General features: G+C 71.3%; 1 protein-coding gene. It reads right to left on the reverse strand.

Annotation, left to right across the window (positions count from 1 at the left end):
• Positions 1–127 precede the first annotated feature (127 nt).
• Positions 128–20062 carry a non-ribosomal peptide synthase/polyketide synthase gene (locus HG543_RS05140; protein WP_169343543.1) on the reverse strand — a complete coding sequence of 6645 codons (19935 nt, stop codon included), beginning with the start codon at positions 20060–20062 and terminating at the stop codon, positions 128–130.
• Positions 20063–20267 lie beyond the last annotated feature (205 nt).

Genomic DNA, 20267 nt, shown 5'->3' on the forward strand with positions numbered 1-20267 from the left:
GCGGCCCCGGCCCGGCGGACGCAGCTGCGGCGGCGGGACTTGCGAGGCCCTGCACCGGCGGGAAGGTGCGAACCCGCCGCCCGGGACTGCCTTCCGGGCGGCGGAGTGGAGCCCCTGCCCGCGGGTTCTACCGCGAGGACTTCAACACCTCGCGGAGGCGCTCGGCCAGGTCACGGACAGTGGGCTGGCGCAGCAGGCTGTAGTGGTCACCCGGCAGCAGGTGCCGCTCCAGCCCGTCGCCCACCAGCGCCTTCCAGCCGCCGTCCTCCGGCAGTTCCTCCGCGTCGTCCGTGGCCTTGAAGAGCATCACGCGCTGCTGCGTGGCCTTCGCTTCGTAGCGCCGCGAGGCCAGCAGGTTCGCCTCGAACACCCGGAACAGGGCTCGCACGTGCTCGGTGTCCGTTCCCGGCGGCAGGGCTCCGCTGATGGCCACCGCGCGCAGCAGTTCCTCCAGCATGGCTTCCGGCGCCATGCCCGCCAGCTGCGCCAGGTCGATGGGTAGCTCCGTCAGCGACGCGCCCATCAAGTCCCTCGCGAACATCAGCGCCAGCTGCAGCCGGTCCGGCTCCGGCTGCGCCGCCACGGACACCGCCGGGACGTACGAGTCGATGAGGACCAGCTTCGCCACCTCCTCACCGCTGGCGCGCAGCTGCCGCGCCATCTCGTAGGCGATGACGCCGCCCATGGACCAGCCGCCCAGGAAGTAGGGCCCGGAGGGCTGCACGGTGCGAATGGCCTTCACGTACTCGGCGGCCATCTCCTCCACGGTGCCCAGGGGAGGCGTGGTGCCGTCCAGGCCGCGGGCCTGCAGGCCGTAGAAGGGCCACTCCGTGCCCAGCAGTCGCGCGAGTTCCGCGTAGCTGAGGACGTTGCCGCCCACCGCGTGCACGCAGAAGAAGGGCACGGCGGTGGAGGTGGAGGCCGTGCCGAAGGGCACCAGGGGCGAGTGCGTCCCGGAGTCCTCGCGGCGCAGCAGCGCGGCGAGCTGCTCCACCGTGGGCGCCTGGAAGAGGGCGGCCAGCGGGAGGTGACGGCCGGTGGCCTGACGCATGGCGGCCATCAGGCGCACGGCCAGCAGCGAGTGGCCGCCCAGCTCGAAGAAGCTGGAGCGCACACCCACTGGCTGGATGCCCAGTACCTGCTCCCAGACGCGCACCAGCGTCAGCTCCAGTGAGTCCCTCGGGGCGACGTAGGTCGAGGCCGGCGCTTCCAGGGCCTGGGGTGCGGGCAGGGCCTTCCGGTCCACCTTGCCGTTGGCGTTGAGGGGCAGGGCGGAGAGGGAGACGAAGGCCGAGGGCACCATGTACTCGGGCAGGTGCTGCCGGGCGTGGGTGCGCAGCGGGGTGGCCAGCTCCTCGGACTCCGGAGTCGCCCCAGGCGCCGTCACCACGTACGCGACGAGGCGCTTGTCGCCGGGCACGTCCTCGCGCGCCAGCACCACCGCGTCCTTCACCGCCGGATGCGCACGCAGCACCGTTTCGATTTCACCCAGCTCGATGCGGAAGCCGCGCACCTTCACCTGGAAGTCCAGTCGGCCCAGGTACTCCAGCGTGCCGTCCGCCCTCCAACGCGCCTTGTCGCCCGTGCGGTACATGCGGGCACCCGGCTCGGTGCTGAAGGGATTGGGCACGAAGCGCTCGGCCGTAAGGGCAGAGCGCCCGAGGTAGCCCCGCGCCAGGCCTTCACCCGCGAGGTACAGCTCTCCGGGCACGCCCAGCGGTGCCATCCGCAGCCCCTCATCCAGGACGTAGGCCTGGGTGTTGGGCAGCGGCTGGCCGATGACGGGCGTGGTGACGGACGAGTCCTGCACGCTCCACGTAGTCGCGTACACCGTGGCTTCGGTGGGGCCGTAGGCGTTGACCGCTCGCGTGCGCTGGGTGCGGGACAGGGCCTTCCAGAGGGAGAGGTCCATGGCCTCACCGGCGCAGACCACCATCTGCGGCACGTGCGGGGCTTCCAGCAGTCCCGCCTGAAGCAGCAGGGTGAGCTGGGCGGGAGTGCAGTCGAGTACGTCGATGCGCTGCTGCTGCACCCACGCCAGCAGGGCCTCCGGGTCCTTGCGCATGTCTTCCGACAGGAGGCACAGGCAGTGGCCGTCGGCCAGATGGAGAAGCTGCTCGACGGAGACGTCGAAGTAGAGCGGCGCGTTGAGGCTCAGGCGCAGGCCGGAGGGCAGGCCCGCGTAGAGGGCGCGAGCGGTGGTCGCGTGCAGGTGGAGCACCGAGCGGTGCTGCACCATGACGCCCTTGGGCGTGCCCGTGCTTCCCGACGTGTAGATGACGTACGCCAGGTTCACCGCGCTGCTGGCCGGAGGCAGGTTGCCATCCGGAAGCGAGCTGAAGCGCGCCGCCCCTCCATCCAGGCAGATGAGGTGCCGCACCTCGGGCCGCCATGCGTCAGCGAGGTGCTGGACGGTGAGCAGCACGGACGCGCCGCTGTCCTGGAGGACGAACGACTTGCGCTGCGGTGGGGCCGCCGGGTCGATGGGCACGTACGCCCCCCCGGCCTTCAGCACCGCCAGTAGGGCGACGATGGCATCCGGGGTGCGCTCCAAGCACAGGCCGACGGTGGCGTCCGGTCCCACGCCCAACGTACGCAGATGATTCGCGAGCTGATTCGCCCGCACGTTGAGCCACGCATAGGTGAGCACCGTATCCCCGTGCTGTACGGCGGGAGCGTTCGGCGTGCGGCGCACCTGCTGCTCGAAGAGCGTGTGGAGGCAGGCGTCACGCCGGAAGTCCGCGGAGGTGCCGTTCCACTCGACCAGCAGCTGCTGGCGCTCCGTGGCCGTTTGCAGGGGTAGGGCGGACAGCGGAGCCTCGGGCGCGGCCAGGGCCTTCTCCAGCAGGAGCTGGAAGTGGGCCATGAGGCGCTCGGCGGTGGTGCGCTCGAACAGCTCGGTGCTGAAGACGAGGCCGCCCTGGTAGCCGTCTGAAGTCCGCCTCAGGCCGAACTCCAGTTCGAAGCGTGCGACCGTATGCTCCACCTCCACGCCTTGAATCGTCAGCTCCGGTAGCGCCATGGAGGCATCGGGCGTGTTCTGCAGGACGAAGAGAGCCTGGAACAGCGGCGTGCGGCCCAGGTCTCGCGTGGGCTGGAGTTCCTCCACCAGTTTTTCGAACGGGACGTCCTGATGCTCGTAGGCGCCCAGGGTGGTGTCACGCACCTGCGCGAGCAGCTCGTGGAAGGTGAGCCGCGGAGAGAACCGCGCACGCAGCACCAGCGTGTTGACGAAGAAGCCGATGAGGTCCTCCGTCTGAGCATGGCGCCGGCCCGCGATGGGCGAGCCCACCAGCACGTCGTCCTGCCCGGAGTAGCGGTGCAACACGGCCTGGAAGGCGGCCAGCAGCAGCATGTACGGCGTGACGCCCTCGCGCTGTGCTCGTGCGTCGAGCGCTCGGCTCAGCTCGAGGGACAAGTGCACGGGGACGTTGCCGCCCGCGTGCGTCAGCGTCGCGGGCCTCGGCTTGTCGGTGGGCAGCTCCAGCGCGTTGGGCGCGCCCGAGAGCTGCTGCTTCCACCAGTCGAGCTGCGCTCGCAGCGTCTCGCCCTGGAGCCAGTCGCGCTGCCAGACAGCGTAGTCGGCATACTGCACCGGCAGCTCCGGCAGGTGCGACGGCAGACCGCGCCGGAAGGCTTCGTAAAGTGTGACGACCTCCCGCACCAGCACACCGGTGGACCAGCCGTCCGAGATGCCGTGGTGCATGTTGAGCAGCAGCACGTACTCGGCCGGCTCGACCTTCACCATCCGCGCGCGCAGCAGGGGGCCCTCGGCGAGATGGAAGGGCCGCTGCGCGTCTTCCATGGCGATGCGCATGACCTCGGGCTGGCGCCGCGCATCAGGCAGGCCGCTGAGGTCCACCACCTGGAGCACGCCGTCGCGGGCCGGGTGGATGACCTGGAAGGGCTCACCGCCTTCGGAGTGGAAGGTGGTGCGCAGGACCTCGTGCCGCTGCACCAGCACATCGAAGGCGCGCTGGAAGGCGGGCAGCTCCAATGTGCCGGTGAGGCGCAGGGCGACGGGCATGTTGTAGAGCGCGCTGTCGGGCTGGAGTTGGTCGAGGAACCACAGACGCTGCTGGGCGAAGGACAGCGGAATCAGCCCGTCGCGGCGGGCCTTCGTCAGCTCGGGCAGGCGGGGGCCCGCGGTGGCGGCCTGGATGCGCTCGGCGAGGGCGGCCACGGTGGGCGCCTCGAAAAGGGTGCGCAGGGGCAGCTCGGTGCCGAAGGCGGCACGGATACGAGACGCCAACTGCGTCGCCAGCAACGAGTGGCCACCCAGTTCGAAGAAGCTGTCCTGTGCACCCACTCGACTGACACGGAGCAACTGAGCGAAGAGCTCCGCCACCGTCTGCTCCGTGGGCGTGCGCGGTGCCTCGGAGTAGTCGTTCCGTGGCATCGAGGCTTCCGGTGGAGGCAGCACCTTCCTGTCCACCTTGCCATTGGCGTTGAGCGGCAGCGTGGCCAGGGGCACGAAGGCGGAGGGCACCATGTACTCGGGCAGGTGCTGCCGAGCGTGCGTGCGCAGTGACGCGGCCAGCTCCGCGGACTCCGCGCCCACCACGTAGGCGACGAGGCGCTTGTCACCGGGCACGTCCTCACGCGCCAGCACCACCACGTCCTTCACGGCGGGGTGCGTCCGCAGCGCGGCCTCGACTTCACCCAGCTCGATGCGGAAGCCACGCACCTTCACCTGGAAGTCCAGTCGGCCCAGGTACTCCAGCGTGCCGTCCGCTCTCCAACGTGCCTTGTCGCCCGTGCGGTACATGCGGGCACCCGGCTCGGTGCTGAAGGGGTTGGGCACGAAGCGCTCGGCCGTAAGGGCCGGGCGTCCGAGGTAGCCCCGCGCCAGGCCTTCGCCGGCCAGGTACAGCTCTCCGGGCACGCCCAGCGGCGCCATCCGCAGCCCCTCATCCAGGACGTACGCCTGGGTGTTGGGCAGCGGCTGGCCGATGACGGGCGTGGTGACGGACGAGTCCCGCACGCTCCACGAGGTGGCGTACACCGTGGCCTCGGTGGGGCCGTAGGCGTTGACCGCCCGGGTGCGCTGGGTGCGGGACAGGGTCTTCCACAGGGAGAGGTCCATGGCCTCACCGGCGCACACCACCATGCGCGGCACGTGGGCGGCCTCCAGCAGCCCCGCCTGAATCAGCGGGGTGAGCTGAGCGGGAGTGCAGTCGAGCACGTCGATGCGCTGCTGCTGCACCCATGCCAGCAGGGCCTCCGGGTCCTTGCGCGTGTCTTCCGACAGCAGGCACAGGCAGTGGCCGTCGGCCAGATGGAGGAGCTGCTCGACGGAGACGTCAAAGTAGAGCGGCGCGTTGAGGCTCAGGCGCAGGCCGGGAGGCAGGCCGGCGTAGAGGGAGCGAGCAGTGGCCGCGTGCAGGTGGAGCACCGAGCGGTGCTGCACCATGACACCCTTGGGCGTGCCCGTGCTTCCCGACGTGTAGATGACGTACGCCAGGTTCTCCGCGCGGGCGGAGGACGGCACGTCGTGCTCGGGCAGGGCCGCCAGTCGCGCCGCGTCGGTGTCGAGCAGGAGCAGGTGGCGGACCTCCGGCTGCCACGCGTCAGCGAGGTGCTGGACGGTGAGCAGCACGGACGCGCCGCTGTCCTGGAGGACGAACGACTTGCGCTGCGCCGGAGCCGACGGGTCGACGGGCACGTACGCGCCCCCGGCCTTCAGCACCGCCAGCAGGGCGATGAGGGCCTCGGGCGTGCGCTCCAGGCACAGGCCGACGGTGACGTCCGGCCCCACCCCCAGCGTGCGCAGGTGATGCGCGAGCTGGTTGGCGCGCGTGTTGAGCAGCGCGTAGCTGAGCACCGTGGTGCCGAACTGGACGGCGGGAGCGTCCGGCGTGCGGCACACCTGTTGCTCGAAGAGCGTGTGGAGGCAGGCGTCGCCCTGGAAGTTCGCGGAGGCGCCGTTCCACGCGACCAGCAGCTGCTGCCGCTCCGTGGCCGTCTGCAGGGGCAGGGCGGACAGCGGAGCCTCGGGCGCGGCCAGGGCCTTCTCCAGCAGGAGCTGGAAGTGGGCCATGAGGCGCTCGGCGGTGGTGCGCTCGAACAGCTCGGTGCTGAAGACGAGGCCGCCCTGGTAGCCGTCCGAGGTCCGCGTCAGGTCGAGGCTGAGCTCGAACTTGGTGGAGTCCGGATCCAGCTCCAGGTTTCGCAGGGTCAGCCCCGGCAGGGACAGCTCCGGCATGGGGGCGTTCTGCAAGGCGAACAGGGCCTGGAACAGCGGCGTGCGGCTCAGGTCCCGCTTGGGCTGGAGTTCCTCCACCAGTCGCTCGAAGGGAACGTCCTGATGCTCGTAGGCGCCCAGGGTGGTGTCGCGCACCTGGGCCAGCAACTCACGGAAGGTGAGCTGCGGAGAGAACCGCGCACGCAGCACCAGCGTGTTGACGAAGAAGCCGATGATGCCCTCCGTCTCCGCATGGCGCCGGCCCGCGATGGGCGAACCCACCAGCACGTCGTCCTGACCCGAGTAGCGATGCAGCAGCGCCTGGAAGCCCGCCAGCAGCAGCATGTACGGCGTGACGCCCTCGCGCTGCGCCAGCGCTTCCAGCCCCTGGCTGAGCGCGACCGGCAGGTGCACGGAGACTTTGCCACCCGCATGCGTCAGCGTCGCGGGCCTCGGCTTGTCGGTGGGCAGCTCCAGCGCGGTGGGCGCGCCGGAGAGCAGCTGCTTCCACCAGTCGATCTGTGCCCGCAGCGCCTCGCCCTGGAGCCAGTGACGCTGCCAGACGGCGTAGTCGGCGTACTGCACCGGCAGCTCCGGCAGGGGCGAGGCCCGGCCCTGACGGAAGGCGTCGTAGAGCGCGGCCAGCTCGCGTACCAGGACGCCCGTGGACCAGCCGTCGGAGATGCCGTGGTGCATGTTGACCAGCAGCACGTACTCCGCCGGCTCCAGCTTCAACAGCAGGGCGCGCATCAGCGGACCGGCGGACAGGTCGAACGGGCGGTAGGCCTCCTCGGTGAGGATGCGCGAGGCCTCGGGCTGACGTTGCGCGGGCGGCAGTGTGTCCAGCTCCACGACCGGGAGCCGCCACGCGGTGGCCGGGTGGATGACCTGTCGGGGCTCGCCGCCTTCGGCGCGGAAGGTGGTTCGCAGGGACTCGTGGCGGCGCACCAGCTCATCGAAGGCGCGCTGGAGCGCGGATGGCTCCAGGGAGCCCGACAGGCGCAGCGCCAGGGGGATGTTGTAGAGGGCCTGCCCTGGATGGAGCTGATCCAGGAACCACAGGCGCTGCTGCGAGAAGGACAGGGGGATGGCCGAGGACCGGTCCGCTCGGACCAGGGTCGGAACCCGGGTTGCCGTGGGTGCCTGGAGACGCTCGGCCAGCGTGGCCGCGGTGGGCGCCTCGAAGAGCGCGCGGAGGGGGAGCTCCGTGCGGAAGGCCGCGCGGACTCTCGCGATGACCTGCGTGGCCAGCAGGGAGTGGCCACCCAGCTCGAAGAAGTTGTCGTGCACTCCCACGCGGCTGACGCCCAGGACCTGCGCGAAGATTCCGGTCAGGGTCGTCTCGGCGGGCGTGCGAGGCGCCACGTACTGGCCACGCTTCGTCACCTGGACATCCGGGGCGGGTAGGGCCTTGCGGTCCACCTTGCCGTGGGTCGTCAGGGGCAGCGCGCCCAGGTGCACCACGGCGGAGGGCACCATGTATTCGGGCAGCTTCGACTGGACGTGGGCGCGCAGCTCGGTGGCGTCGAGCGGGCCGGCGTCGCCGGTGACGTAGGCCACCAGCCGCTTGTCGCCCGGCGAGTCCTGACGCACGACGGCCACGGCCTCGCGCACTCCCGGGTGCGTCAGCAGCGCCGCTTCGACCTCGGCCAGCTCGATGCGGTAGCCGCGCACCTTCACCTGGTTGTCGATGCGGCCGAGGAACTCCAGCACGCCGTCGCTCCTCCAGCGCGCCTTGTCGCCGGTGCGGTACAGGCGCTCGCCATCGCCGAAGGGATGGGGGATGAAGCGCTCCGCTGTCAGGTCGGGGCGGGACAGATAGCCGCGCGCCAGACCATCGCCGCCGATGAACAACTCACCGGGGATGCCAGGAGGCACCGGCCGCAGGTGCTCATCGAGCACGTACACCCGGGTATTCGCGATGGGCGTACCGATGGGGATGGAGGTCCCCACGTGGGCCGCGTCCGTCATGCGGTACGTGGAGGTGAAGAGGGTGGACTCGGTGGGGCCGTAGCAGGCCGTCACCGCAATCCCCAGCTCCTCCACCACGCGCCGCACGTGCGGCGCGGAGACGACGTCGCCGCCGGTGAGGAGCTGACGGACTGCGCGCAGCGCCTCGGGCTCGAGGTCCACCACTTGGGAGAACAGGCCCGAGGTCAGGTGCAGCGTGGTGACAGCGTGGCGCTTCAGGACCTTGGCCAGCAGCTCCAAGTCACTGGGCGACCGCGGCGGGAAGACGACGAGGCGGCCACCGAAGAGCAGGGGACCCCAGACCTCCAGGGTTGATGCATCGAAGGAGATGGGGGCGATGAGGAGGAAGGTCTCCTCCGGCCCCAGGTGCGCGTACTTCGCGCCATGCAGCAGGCGCATGACGCCGCGGTGCTCGACGGCCACGCCCTTGGGCCGGCCGGTGGAGCCGGAGGTGAAGTCCACGTACGCCAGATGACGGGGCTCCACCTGCACGGCGGGCGCGGACGTGGGCAGCCCGTCCAGGGACAGCTCCTCCACGTATAGACACGGCACGTCCTCGGCCACGGGCATCCGGGCGCGCACCTCGCGCGAGGTGACGAGCAGCCGAGGCGGCGCGTCCTCCAACATGAAGGCCAGCCGCTGCGCCGGATACGAGGCATCCAGCGGCACGTAGGCGCCCCCCGCCTTGAGAATGGCCAGCAGGGAGACGATGAGCTCGACGGAGCGCTCCAGGCACACGGCCACGAGCGCATCCGGGCCGACACCGTTCCGCCGCATCAGGTGCGCGAGCTGGTTGGCCCGGGTGTCGAGCTGGGCGTACGTGAGGCGCGTGTCCCCGAACTCCAGCGCCACCGAGTCGGGACGCAGGACGGCCTGCTGCTCGAACAGGTGGTGGATGCATGCCTCGCGCGGGTAGTCCGAGGCCGTGTCGTTCCACTCCACCAGCACCTGTCGCCGCTCCTCCTCCGTCAGCAGCGGCAGGAGCCGCAGGGGCAGGTCCGGCGACGCGGCCACGGCGCGAGCGAGCACGGCCAGGTGCCGCGTCAGGCGCTCCACGGTGCTCCGGTCGAAGAGCTTCGTGGAGTACTCGAGGCGGAAGCTCATCTCGTCCTGGCGCTCCCATACCTCCAGGCCCAGGTCGAACTTCGCCGTACCCGTGGGCACCTCCACGATGCTGAGGTCCACCGGCTGATGGCCGGGGTCCGCCTCCGGCGTGTTGAGCACGTTGAGCATGACCTGGAACACCGGCGAGCGGCTCAGGTCCCTCGGTACCTGGAGCACCTCGATGAGGCGCTCGAAGGGGGCGTCCTGGCGCGCGTAGCCTTCCAGCGCCTGCTTCCGGACATGGCCCACCAGCTCGCGGAAGGTCGACGCACCGGGCAGTCGCGAGCGGAAGGCGAGCGTGTTGACGAAGCAGCCGATGAGCCCTTCCACCTCCGGCCGCGTGCGGCCCGCGATGGGCGTGCCGATGGCGAAGTCCTCCTGGCCCGCGTACCGGCCCAGCAGCACCTGATACAGCGCCAGCATCACCATGAAGGGCGTGGCACCTTCGCGACGGCCGAGCGCCAGCAGCGGCGCGGACAGCTCGCGTGGCCAGTCGAAGCGGTGGATGTCGCCCTCGGACGACTGCACGGCGGGACGGGGCCGGTCCGTGGGCAGCTCCAGCGCCGGCACCCCGGCGAGCTGCTCCTTCCACCAGCCGAGCTGCCCATCGAGCACCGCGCCCTCCAGGTACTGGCGCTGCCACACCGCGAAGTCCGCGTACTGCACCGGCAGCTCCGGCAGCGGCGAGGGCTGGCCCGCCACGAAGCTGGCATAGAGGACCGGCAGCTCCTGGCCAATCACCAGCGCGCACCACCCATCCGAGACGGCGTGGTGGAGCACCAGGCTGAGCACGTACTCCTCCACGCCCAGGCGCAGGAGCAGCGCGCGTGCCACTGGACCGCGCTCCAGGTCGAAGGGCCGCGTCGTGTGCTCCTGGCAGCGGCGCAACATCGCCGCCTCGCGCTCCTCGGGCGTGGCGCCGGGGACGTCCTCCACCGGCATGGGCAGTCCGCCGTCCGGGTGGATGACCTGCACCGCGCCGTTCTCGGTGAGCGTGTACGTCGTGCGCAGCACCTCGTGCCGGCGCACCAGCGCGTCCAGCGCGCCCTGGAGCGCGGCGGGGTTCAACGCTCCACGCATCCGGAAGGTGGGCGCGTTGTTGTACGCCACGCTCGAAGGGTCGAGCTGCTGCAGGTACCAGAGCCGCTGCTGCGCGAAGGACAGCGGCAGGGGCTCGCCTTTGGGCGCGCGGGGAATCTCAGGGTGTTCGGGCAGCGGCCGGCGGTGTTCCTCCTCGGTGGGACGGCGCAGCAGCGGTTCGAGGTGATGGGCGATGCCGGCCACCGTGGGTGACTCGAAGAGGGCCGACAACGGGAGCTGCACACCGAAGGTGTCACGGAGCTGGTTGAGCAGCTGCGCGGCCATCAGTGAGTTGCCGCCAATCTCCAGGAAGTTGTCGTCGCGACCGACGAAGTCCAGGCCCAGGCGCTCTCGCCAGATGGCGGCGACTCGCGCCTCGATGTCACCGAGAGGCGCGTCCGCGCCGTCCCTTGCCCCAGCGGAACCTTCCGTGACCGAGGGAGCCGGATGCCTGGCGGAGACCGCTGCCTGCACGGAGGTCGGTGCATATCCGGCGGGTGTGCCCCCCATGCCGCCGTGGACCACGTGGCCACCCACCACCGGCGCGGGCTCCGCATCCACCCAGCAGTGCTTCTCCTGGAAGGGGTAGGTGGGCAGGTGCAGGCGACGGCGCTGCTCATGGGCGTAGAAAGCGGACCAATCCACCTCGACGCCCAGCGTCCACAGCTCACCCACCGCCTGCAGGAAGCCGCCATGCTCGGTGACGTTGCCGCCGCGCCGCAGCGTGGCCAGCGCCTTCACGCGCTCACGGTCCTGTCCCAGGCACGAGCGCACCAGCGGGGTGAGGTCCTGGCCCGGACCCACCTCCAGCACGAGGCTGCAGCCTTCCTCCAGCAGCGCGCCCACCGCCTCGGAGAAGCGCACCGGTTGGCGCATCTGGTCCGCCCAGTAGCGCGGCTCGGCCAGCGCTCCCGGCTTCGCCCAGGTGCCGGTGACGCTGGAGGCGTAGCGCACGGTGGGCTCGGAGCGGCGCAGCGAGGCGACCACCCGCTCCAGCTCCGGCATCAGCGGAGCGACGTCGGCGGAGTGGAAGGCGTGCGGAGCGGGCATGCGCACCGCGCCGATGTCGCGGCGCTTGAGTTCCTCCTGGAATCGCTCCACCTCGTCCACCGGGCCGGCGACGACGCAGCGGTCCGGAGCGTTGATGGCGGCCATCTCCAGGCGTCCGGTGAGCATGGGCAGCACCACGGACTCGGACATCGCCACGGCGAGCATGGCGCCCGGAGGCATGCGGTGCATCAGCTCGCCACGGGCGACGGCCAGCTTGAGCGCGTCCTCCAGCGGCAGCACGCCCGCGAGGCAGGCGGCGGCGTACTCACCGAAGCTGTGGCCCAGGATGGCGTGGGGCTTGAGTCCCCAGTCCATCCAGGTGCGCGCCAGCGAGTACTCCACGGAGAAGAGGGCGGGCAGGGCGACGCGGGTGTCGGCCAGCAGCGCGGCCGTCTCCGCGTCCTTCGCGCCCGGCGCCGCCTGGAGCAGCACGCGCACCCGGGCACGCAGCGGCGCGTCGAGCAGCGCGAGGCACGCGTCCAGGTGGGTACGGAAGGCTGGCTCGGCCTCGTACAGCTCGCGGCCCATGCCCACCTGCTGGGCGCCCTGACCCGGGAACACGAAGGCGACACGGCGTCGGCGCGCCTCTTCCTTCACCCTCACCGGCGTGTACGGCTTGCGCAGCTGCTTCGCGAGCTCCGTCGCGTCCGCCGCCACGACGGCGCGGCGGTACTCGAACGCCTTGCGCCCCATGGCTTGCGTGAAGGCCGTGTCCGAGAGTGACAGCTCCGCCGCACGGTTCTCCACGTGCGTGGCGAGCTGATGGGACGCTGTCTCCAGCGCCTCGGGTGAGCGCGCCGACAGCACCACCAACTGCCGCGCACGCACGCTCTCATCGCTGCGAGGAACCGGGGCCTCCTCCAGCACCGCGTGCGCGTTGGTGCCGCCGATGCCGAAGGAGCTGACCGCCGCCCGCCGAGGCTTCCCGCCCCGGGGCCACGGCCGCAGCGCGGTGTTCACGAAGAAGGGCCCGAAGTCGATCTGCGGATTCGGACGCTCGAAGTGCAGGCTCGGGGGAATCTCTCCGTGGTGCAGCGACAGCGCGACCTTGATGAGGCCCGCGAGTCCCGCCACGGTGTCCAGGTGTCCGACGTTGGTCTTCAGCGAGGCCAGGGCGATGGTGCCTCGGTGCTCCTCGCCCAGGCCGTACGCACGCTGGAGCGCGGTCACTTCAATCGGGTCTCCCAGCGGCGTGCCCGTGCCATGCGCCTCCACGTAGCCGATGTCCTTCGGCTCCACGCCCGCGCGGGCCAGCGCTCGGGTGATGACGGTGGTCTGCCCCTGCACGCTCGGCGCCGTGAAGCCGGACTTGCCATGGCCATCGTTGTTGGTGGCCGTCGCGCGGATGACCGCGTAGATGGAGTCGCCGTCGCGCTGCGCATCCTCCAGCCGCTTGAGCACCACGGCGGCCACGGCACTGCCGGCGATGGTGCCCCGGGCCTGCGCATCGAAGGCGCGGCAGTGCCCGTCCGGCGAGAGGATCATCCCTTCCTGCCACACGTACCCCGTGCGCTGCGGCACGGTGATGCGCGTCGCGCCGGCCAGCGCCACGTCGGACATCCCGGCCAGCAGGTCCTTGCAGGCCATGTGGACCGCGACCAGGCCCGTGGAGCACGCCGTGTAGACCAGCGAGCTCTCACCCGTGAGCCCCAGCTTGAAGGACGTCTTCGTGGCGAGGCTCTCGTGGGTGGCGGTGCCGTTCAGCTCGAAGTGCGAGGCGCCATCCAGCGGCAGCGTCTTCCGGACCATGTCCGCGTAGCCCGAGTCCACCGCGCCCGCGTAGAGCGAGATGTCCCCCGGCGCCCGTCCCGGGTCGATGCCGGCATCCTCCAGCGCCGACCACGCGGTCTGCAGGAACAACCGCTGTTGCGGGTCCATCCACTGCGCCTCGCGCAGGGACAGGTCGAAGAAGGGATGGTCGAACCGGTCGATGCCCTCCAGCACTCCGCCCGCGGGGACGAAGGCCGGGTGCTGCCACAGGTCCAGGCCTTCCGGCAGCTCCGGCAGGTGCTCCAGCTCCTCCGGCGAGAAGCGCGAGATGGACTCGACGCCCTCGCGGAGGTTGCGCCAGAACTCCTCCACGGACGCGGCGCCAGGGAAGCGGCCCGCCATGCCGATGATGGCGACGGCGCCGGAACGCGCGCCCATGCTCGGGAGGACGCGGCTCCCGGGGACCGGGGCCGCTGCTCCCCCCGCCTCGCGCTCCAGGTGCTGGGCGAGGGCGTGGATGGTGGGGTGCTCGAAGAGCCACACCACGGGCACGTCGCGCTTCAGCTCCTCGCGCAGGCGCGTGGCGATGCGGACCACGGACAGGGACGTGCCGCCCAGTTCCTCGAAGAGGTGGTCGTGCACGCCCACGCGCTCGGCGCCCAGCTCGCGCGCATAGATGGCCGCGAGCTGCTGCTCCAGTGGCCTCGCCGGCTCCTCGAAACGTCCCTGGCGCTCGGAGGCCGCGGCGGTCGGCGCCGGCAGGGCCCTGCGGTCCACCTTGCCGTTGGGCGTCAGCGGCAGGGTGGGGAGGGACACGAAGACGGAGGGCACCATGTACTCGGGCACCCGCTGGTGCAGGTGCGCCCGCAGCGCGGCGGTGTCCATCACGGAGCCCGGGGCCGCCACCACGTACGCGACGAGGCGCTTGTCTCCGGGCACGTCCTCGCGCGCCAGGACCACCGCGTCCGTTACCGCCGGGTGCGCCTGCAGGGCGGTCTCAATCTCTCCCAGCTCGATGCGGAAGCCGCGCACCTTCACCTGGAAGTCCAGCCGGCCGAGGTACTCCACCGAGCCGTCCGCCCTCCACCGGGCCCGGTCTCCGGTGCGGTACATGCGCGCTCCCGGCTCGGTGCCGAAGGGGTCGGGCACGAAGCGCTCCGCCGTGAGGGCGGGGCGGCCCAGGTAGCCGCGCGCCACTCCGTCTCCGGCGAGGTACAGCTCTCCGGGCACTCCCGGTGGCACGAGCCGGAACTGGTCATCCAGGACGTAGCACCACGTGTTGACCATCGGCCGGCCGATGACGGGCACCGAAACGGACGAGTCCTGCACGCACCACGTGGTGGCGTACACGGTGGCCTCGGTGGGGCCGTACGCGTTGACGGTCCGCGTCCGCCCGGTGCGCGACAGCGGCGTCCAGAGGGCGAGGTCCATGGCCTCGCCTCCGGACACCACCAGCTTCGGCACGTGCGGGCGCTCCAGCATGCCCGCCTGGAGCAGCAGCGTGAGCTGGGCGGGCGTGCCGTCCAGCACGTCCACCCGGTGCCGCTCAATCCACGCGAGCAGCGCCTCCGGGTCCTTCCGCGTCATCTCCGGCAGCAGGCACAGGCAGTGCCCGTCCACCACGTGGAGGAACTGCTCCATGGAGATGTCGAAGAAGAACGGCGCGTTGATGCTGATGCGCAGCGGACCGGTGAGTCCCGCGTAGAGGGCCCGGGCGGTGCCCTCGCGCAGATTCACCAGGGCGCCGTTTCGCACCATGACGCCCTTGGGCGTGCCCGTGCTCCCGGAGGTGTACATCACGTACGCGAGGTGGTCGCCCCCAGAGACCACGGGCAGGTTCTCGTCCGGCAGCGAGGCGAGCCGCGCGCCTTCCGCGTCGAGGCACACGAGGTGCAGCACCTCGGGCCGCCACGCGTCGGCCAGGTGCTGGACGGTGAGCAGCACGGACGCGCCGGAGTCCTGCATCACGAAGGACCTGCGCTGCACGGGAGCCGACGGGTCCAGCGGCACGAAGGCGCCCCCCGCCTTCCACACGGCCATGAGCGCGACGATGGCGTCCGGAGTGCGCTCCAGGCACAGGCCCACGCGCACCTCGGGCCCCACGCCCAGCGCGCGCAGGTGGTGCGCGAGCTGGTTCGCTCGCGCGTTCAGCTCACGGAACGACAGCGTCTGCTCCCCGAGCACCACCGCCGGTGCATCGGGAGTGCGGTCCACCTGCTGCTCGAAGAGGGTGTGCAGGAAGGCGTCGCGTGGGTAGTCCGCGGTGACGCCATTCCACTCCACGAGGACCTGATGGCGCTCCTCGGGCGTGAGCATCTCCAGCGCGCCCAGGGGCCGCTCCGGCGTGGCGACCGCGGCCTCCAGCAGGGTGCGCAGGTGCCCGGCCATCCGCGTCACCGTGGCGGTCTCGAACAGGTCGGTGCTGTATTCGAGGGTGCCTTCCAGCCCGTCGGGTGACTCGGCGAGCGCGAGGTTCAGGTCGAACTGGGCGGTGGTGTGCTCCAGTTCCAGCGGGCGCAGCGTGAGGCCCGGCGCCTTCAGCTCTCCGCCGGGCGCGTTCTGCAGCGTGAAGAGAACCTGCACCAGCGGGTTGCGGCTCAAGTCCCTGGGGACGTTCAGCTCCTCGACGAGTTTCTCGAAGGGGACGTCCTGGTGCTCGAACGCGGCCAGCGTGGTGTCGCGCACCCCGGCCAGCAGCTCGCGGAACGAGTCCCGTGGGCGGATGCGGCCGCGCAGCACCAGCGTGTTGACGAAGAAGCCGACGAGCCCCTCCAGCTCCTCCTGGCGCCGGCCGGCGATGAACGAGGCGACGAGCAGCTCTTCCTGACCGCTGTAGCGCGACAGCACCACCTGCCACGCCGCCAGCAGCACCATGAACGGCGTCGCTCCTTCCTGCCTCGCGAGCGAGACGAGGCGCTCGGACAGCTCGAGGCCCAGGTGGACGGGCACGAGCGCTCCCCGGGGCGAGCGGATGGAGGGCCGCGGCTTGTCGACGGGCAGGTCCAGCACCGGCGGCGCCCCGGCGAGCTGTTCCTTCCACCACGCTACCTCGCGCGCGAGCACGTCGCCCTGGAGCCACTGGCGCTGCCACGCGGCGAAGTCCACGTACTGCACCGGCAGCGGCGGCAGCACCGGGGCCTTGCCGGAGGCGAAGGCCTCGTAGCCCGCGACGACCTCGCGAATCATCACGCCCACGGACCATCCGTCCGAGACGATGTGGTGCATGACGAGCACCAGGACGTGCTGCTCCGGTCCCACGCGGAGCAACCGCGTGCGCAGCAGCGGCCCGGTGGCCAGGTCGAAGGGGCGGGTGGACTCCTCCGTGGCGAGCCGGCGAGCCTCGGCCTCGCGAGCTTCGGGAGACAGGGTGCCGAGGTCGGTGAGCGGCAGATTCCAGGGTGCGTGCGGATGGATGACCTGGACGGGCTGGCCCGCCTTCAGTGCGAAGGTCGCGCGCAGGGCCTCATGGCGGGCGACGAGGTGCTCCAGCGCCCGGCGCAGCGCCGCCACGTCCAGCACGCCCTCCAACTGGAGCGCGGCGCCGATGTTGTAGTTGCTGCTCCCGGGCTGGAGCTGGTCCACCACCCACAGCCGCTGCTGCGCGAAGGACAGCGGCAGGTCTCCCTCGCGGGCGACGGGGCGCAGGGCCGGCGTGCCGGACTCGGTGCCCTGGACGTGGAGCCGTGCCTCCACCTGCTCCGTGAGCCGGGCGGCGGTGGGCGCGGCGAAGACGGTGCGCAGTGGCAGCTCCACCCCGAAGGTGGCGCGCAGGCGGGAGACAATCCGCGTGGCCAGCAGCGAGTGACCGCCCAGCGCGAAGAAGTCGTCGTGCGGTCCCACGTGCTCCACGTTCAGCAGCTCGCGGAAGAGGGTCGCGATGCGCTGCTGGGTGGCGGTCATGGCTTCGGGGCCGGATGTGGCCGCGACGGACGAGACCGCCGGAGGCGGCAGGGACTTCCGGTCCACCTTGCCGCCAGGCGTGAGGGGCAGGGCGGACAGCGAGACGAAGGCCGAGGGAACCGCGTGGGGCGGCAGCCGCTCGGACAGGAAGGCTCGCAGCGCCGAGACCTCCAGGGGGGCCGCGGGCACGCAGTACGCGACGAGGCGCGCGTCGCCCGGCACGTCCTCGCGCACCAGCACCACCGCCTCCTGGACGGAGGCGTGCTGGCGCAGGGCCGCTTCGACTTCGCCCGGCTCGATGCGGAAGCCGCGCACCTTCACCTGCGCGTCCACCCGGCCCACGAAGACCAGCGTCCCTTCCGCGCTCCAGCGCACCGTGTCCCCGGTGCGGTACAGCCGCGCCCCGGCCTCGCCGCTGAACGGGTCCGGCACGAAGCGCTCCGCCGTCAGGTCCGGCCGCCCGAGGTAGCCGCGCGCCAGTCCGTCACCCCCGATGTACAGCTCGCCCGGGACGCCGGGCGGCACGGGCCGGCCGTGCGCATCCAGCACGTACAGGCGCATGCGGGACAGCGGCCCGCCAATGGGCACCGAGGTGGCTCCGGCCGGCAGGGACTCCAGTGCCTGGAAGGTGGCGCACACCGTCACCTCGGTGGGGCCGTAGAGGTTGACGAGGCGTCCGGGCCCACCGGCCTCCAGCACCGCGCGCACCGCTCGCGGGTCCGCCTTCTCTCCGCCGAAGAAGACGTGGCGCATGGCCGAGAAGGCCGAGGGCTGCTCGTGGGCCACCTGGTTGAAGAGGGCCGTGGTGAGCAGCGCGCAGGTGGCCTTCACCTCGGCCAGCCGCCTAGCGAGGTGCTCCGGCGCGAGCGAGACGTCACGGGGGATGATGACCAGCCGCGCCCCGTTGAGCAGCGCGCCCCACAGCTCGAAGGTGGCCGCGTCGAAGGACGGCGTGCCCACCTGGACCATGCAGTCGTCCGGCCGCAGGTCCACGTAGTTCGTGTCGCGCACCAGGTGGACGATGGAGCGGTGCGAGATGGCCACGCCCTTCGGCGTCCCCGTGGAGCCCGAGGTGTAGAGGACGTACGCGAGCTGGTCCGGCGACACCCGGACGTCCGCGGGCGCCTCGGCCGGCTCCCGGGAGATGACGGGCCAGTCGGAATCCAGGCACACCGTGGGCAGAGAGTGCGGAGGCAGCGAGGCCCGCAGCGGCTGTTGCGTGAGGACCACGGCCACGCCGGAGTCCTCGAACATGAAGGCCAGCCGCTGGCGCGGGTACGCAGGGTCGAGCGGCACGTAGCAGCCGCCCGCCTTGAGGATGCCCAGCAACCCCACCACCAGGTCCAGACCTCGCTCGACGCAAAGGCCGACGCGCGCCTCGGGCTTCAGTCCCAGGGACAGCAGGTGGCGCGCGAGCTGGTTGGAGCGCGCGTCCAGCTCGGCGTAGGTGAGGGACTGGCCCTCGTGCTCGACGGCCACGGAATGCGGCGCCCTCGCGGCGTGGCGCGCGAACAGCGCGTGCATGGGCACGTCGCGTGGGAACTCCGCGCGCGGGCCGCTGCCGGCCATCAGGAGGCGGAGCTGTTCCTCGGAGGGCAGCAGTGACAGCTCGGAGAGCCGCTGGTCCGGGTTCGCCGCCGCCGCGCCGAGCAACGTGAGGAAGTGCCCGCGCAGCCGCTGGATGGACTCCGCTTCGAAGAGGTCGGTGTTGTACTCGAGCCAGCCGGAGATCTCGTCTGGCGGGTCCTCGCGCAGCTCCAGCAGCAGGTCGAACTTGGCCGAGCCCGGATCCACCGGCAGGTACTGGGAGCGCAGCTTCGGCAGCGACAGGTCCGGGAGCGGCGTGTTCTGGAAGCCGAACATCACCTGGAAGATGGGGTGACGGCTCAAGTCCCGCTCGGGCCGTAGCTCCTCCACGAGCCTTTCGAGCGGCAGCTCCTGGTGGGCGTACGCGGCGAGGCAGACGTCCTTCGCGCGGCGCAGCAGCTCGCGGAAGGTGGGGGCGCCGTCCAATGGCGTGCGTAGTACCAGCGTGTTGACGAAGTAGCCGATGAGCGGCTCCAGCTCCGGCACGACGCGGCCCGCGATGGGCGTGCCCACCGCGAAGTCCGTCTGCCCCGAGTACCGGTGCAGCAGCGCCTGGAAGGCGGACAGCAGCGTCATGAAGAGGGTGGCGCCCTCCTGCTGGCTGACCTGCTTCAGCGCGCGCGTGAGCGGCACGGACAGGGTGAGGTACTCGCGGGCGCCCCGGGCGGTCTGCACCGGAGGCCGCGGCTTGTCCGTGGGCAGCTCCAGCGGCGGGGGCAGGGGAGTCAGGTGCTCTGTCCAGAACTCCAGCTCGACGCGCAGCCGCTCTCCCCGCAGCCGCGTGCCCTGCCACACCGCGTAGTCGGAGTACTGGATGGGCAGCGGCGGCAGCACCGCCGGCTGGTGGGTGACCTCGCCGGCGTAGAGCGTCATCAGCTCACGCACGAAGACACCCATGGACCAGAGGTCCGTCACCAGGTGATGGATGGTGACGAGCGCCACGTGGTGGCCAGGCCCCAGCCGCAGGACCTTGCCGCGAATCAGCGGGCCTCGCGTCAGGTCGAACAGACGCTGCGATTCCTCCCGGGTGCGCCGCACCACCTCCGCGTCCTGCTCGTCCTTCGACAGGCGCGAGAGGTCCTCCACCGGGACGGGCACACGCAGCTCCGGCAGCACCACCTGCACGGGAGTCCCGTCGCTGTTCGCGGCGAACACGGTGCGCAGCGACTCGTGCCGCTTCACCACCTGGTTCACACACCGCTCCAGCAGCGGGATGTCCAGCGTGCCGGTGAACCGCACGGAGGTGTGCACGTTGTACGCGGAGGAGCGGCCCTCCTCGAGCTGCTCCACCACCCACAGCCGTTGCTGGGAGAAGGAGGCGAGCGCGGAGCCGGTGTCCTCGCGCTTCGGAATGGTGCGCCCCTGGCGCCGCCGGGCCGCTTCGCGGAGCTGTGCCCGCTTCTCCTTCAGGAGGAACTCGTACAACGCGCGCTGCTTGGGGGAGAGCTTGTCGAGGTGCTTCGAACCGCCGCTCATGGACGAGGCTCCGAGGTCCCGAGGACCTGGAGCTCCATGGGCCTCGGGTTCCAGCTCTTCGGGTGGGGTCGGGGCCGGATGTGCCGGCCCCGTCAGGGATGGGGCGCTGGTTCCGCTCCGCCGAGCGGACGACCGGGGCACCTCGGGGCGAACCCGAGGAGAACCGGGTAGCTGGATAAATACCACTTACCCGAAGAGGGAGCGC

The organism is Pyxidicoccus fallax (assembly GCF_012933655.1).
Lineage (GTDB): Bacteria > Myxococcota > Myxococcia > Myxococcales > Myxococcaceae > Myxococcus > Myxococcus fallax.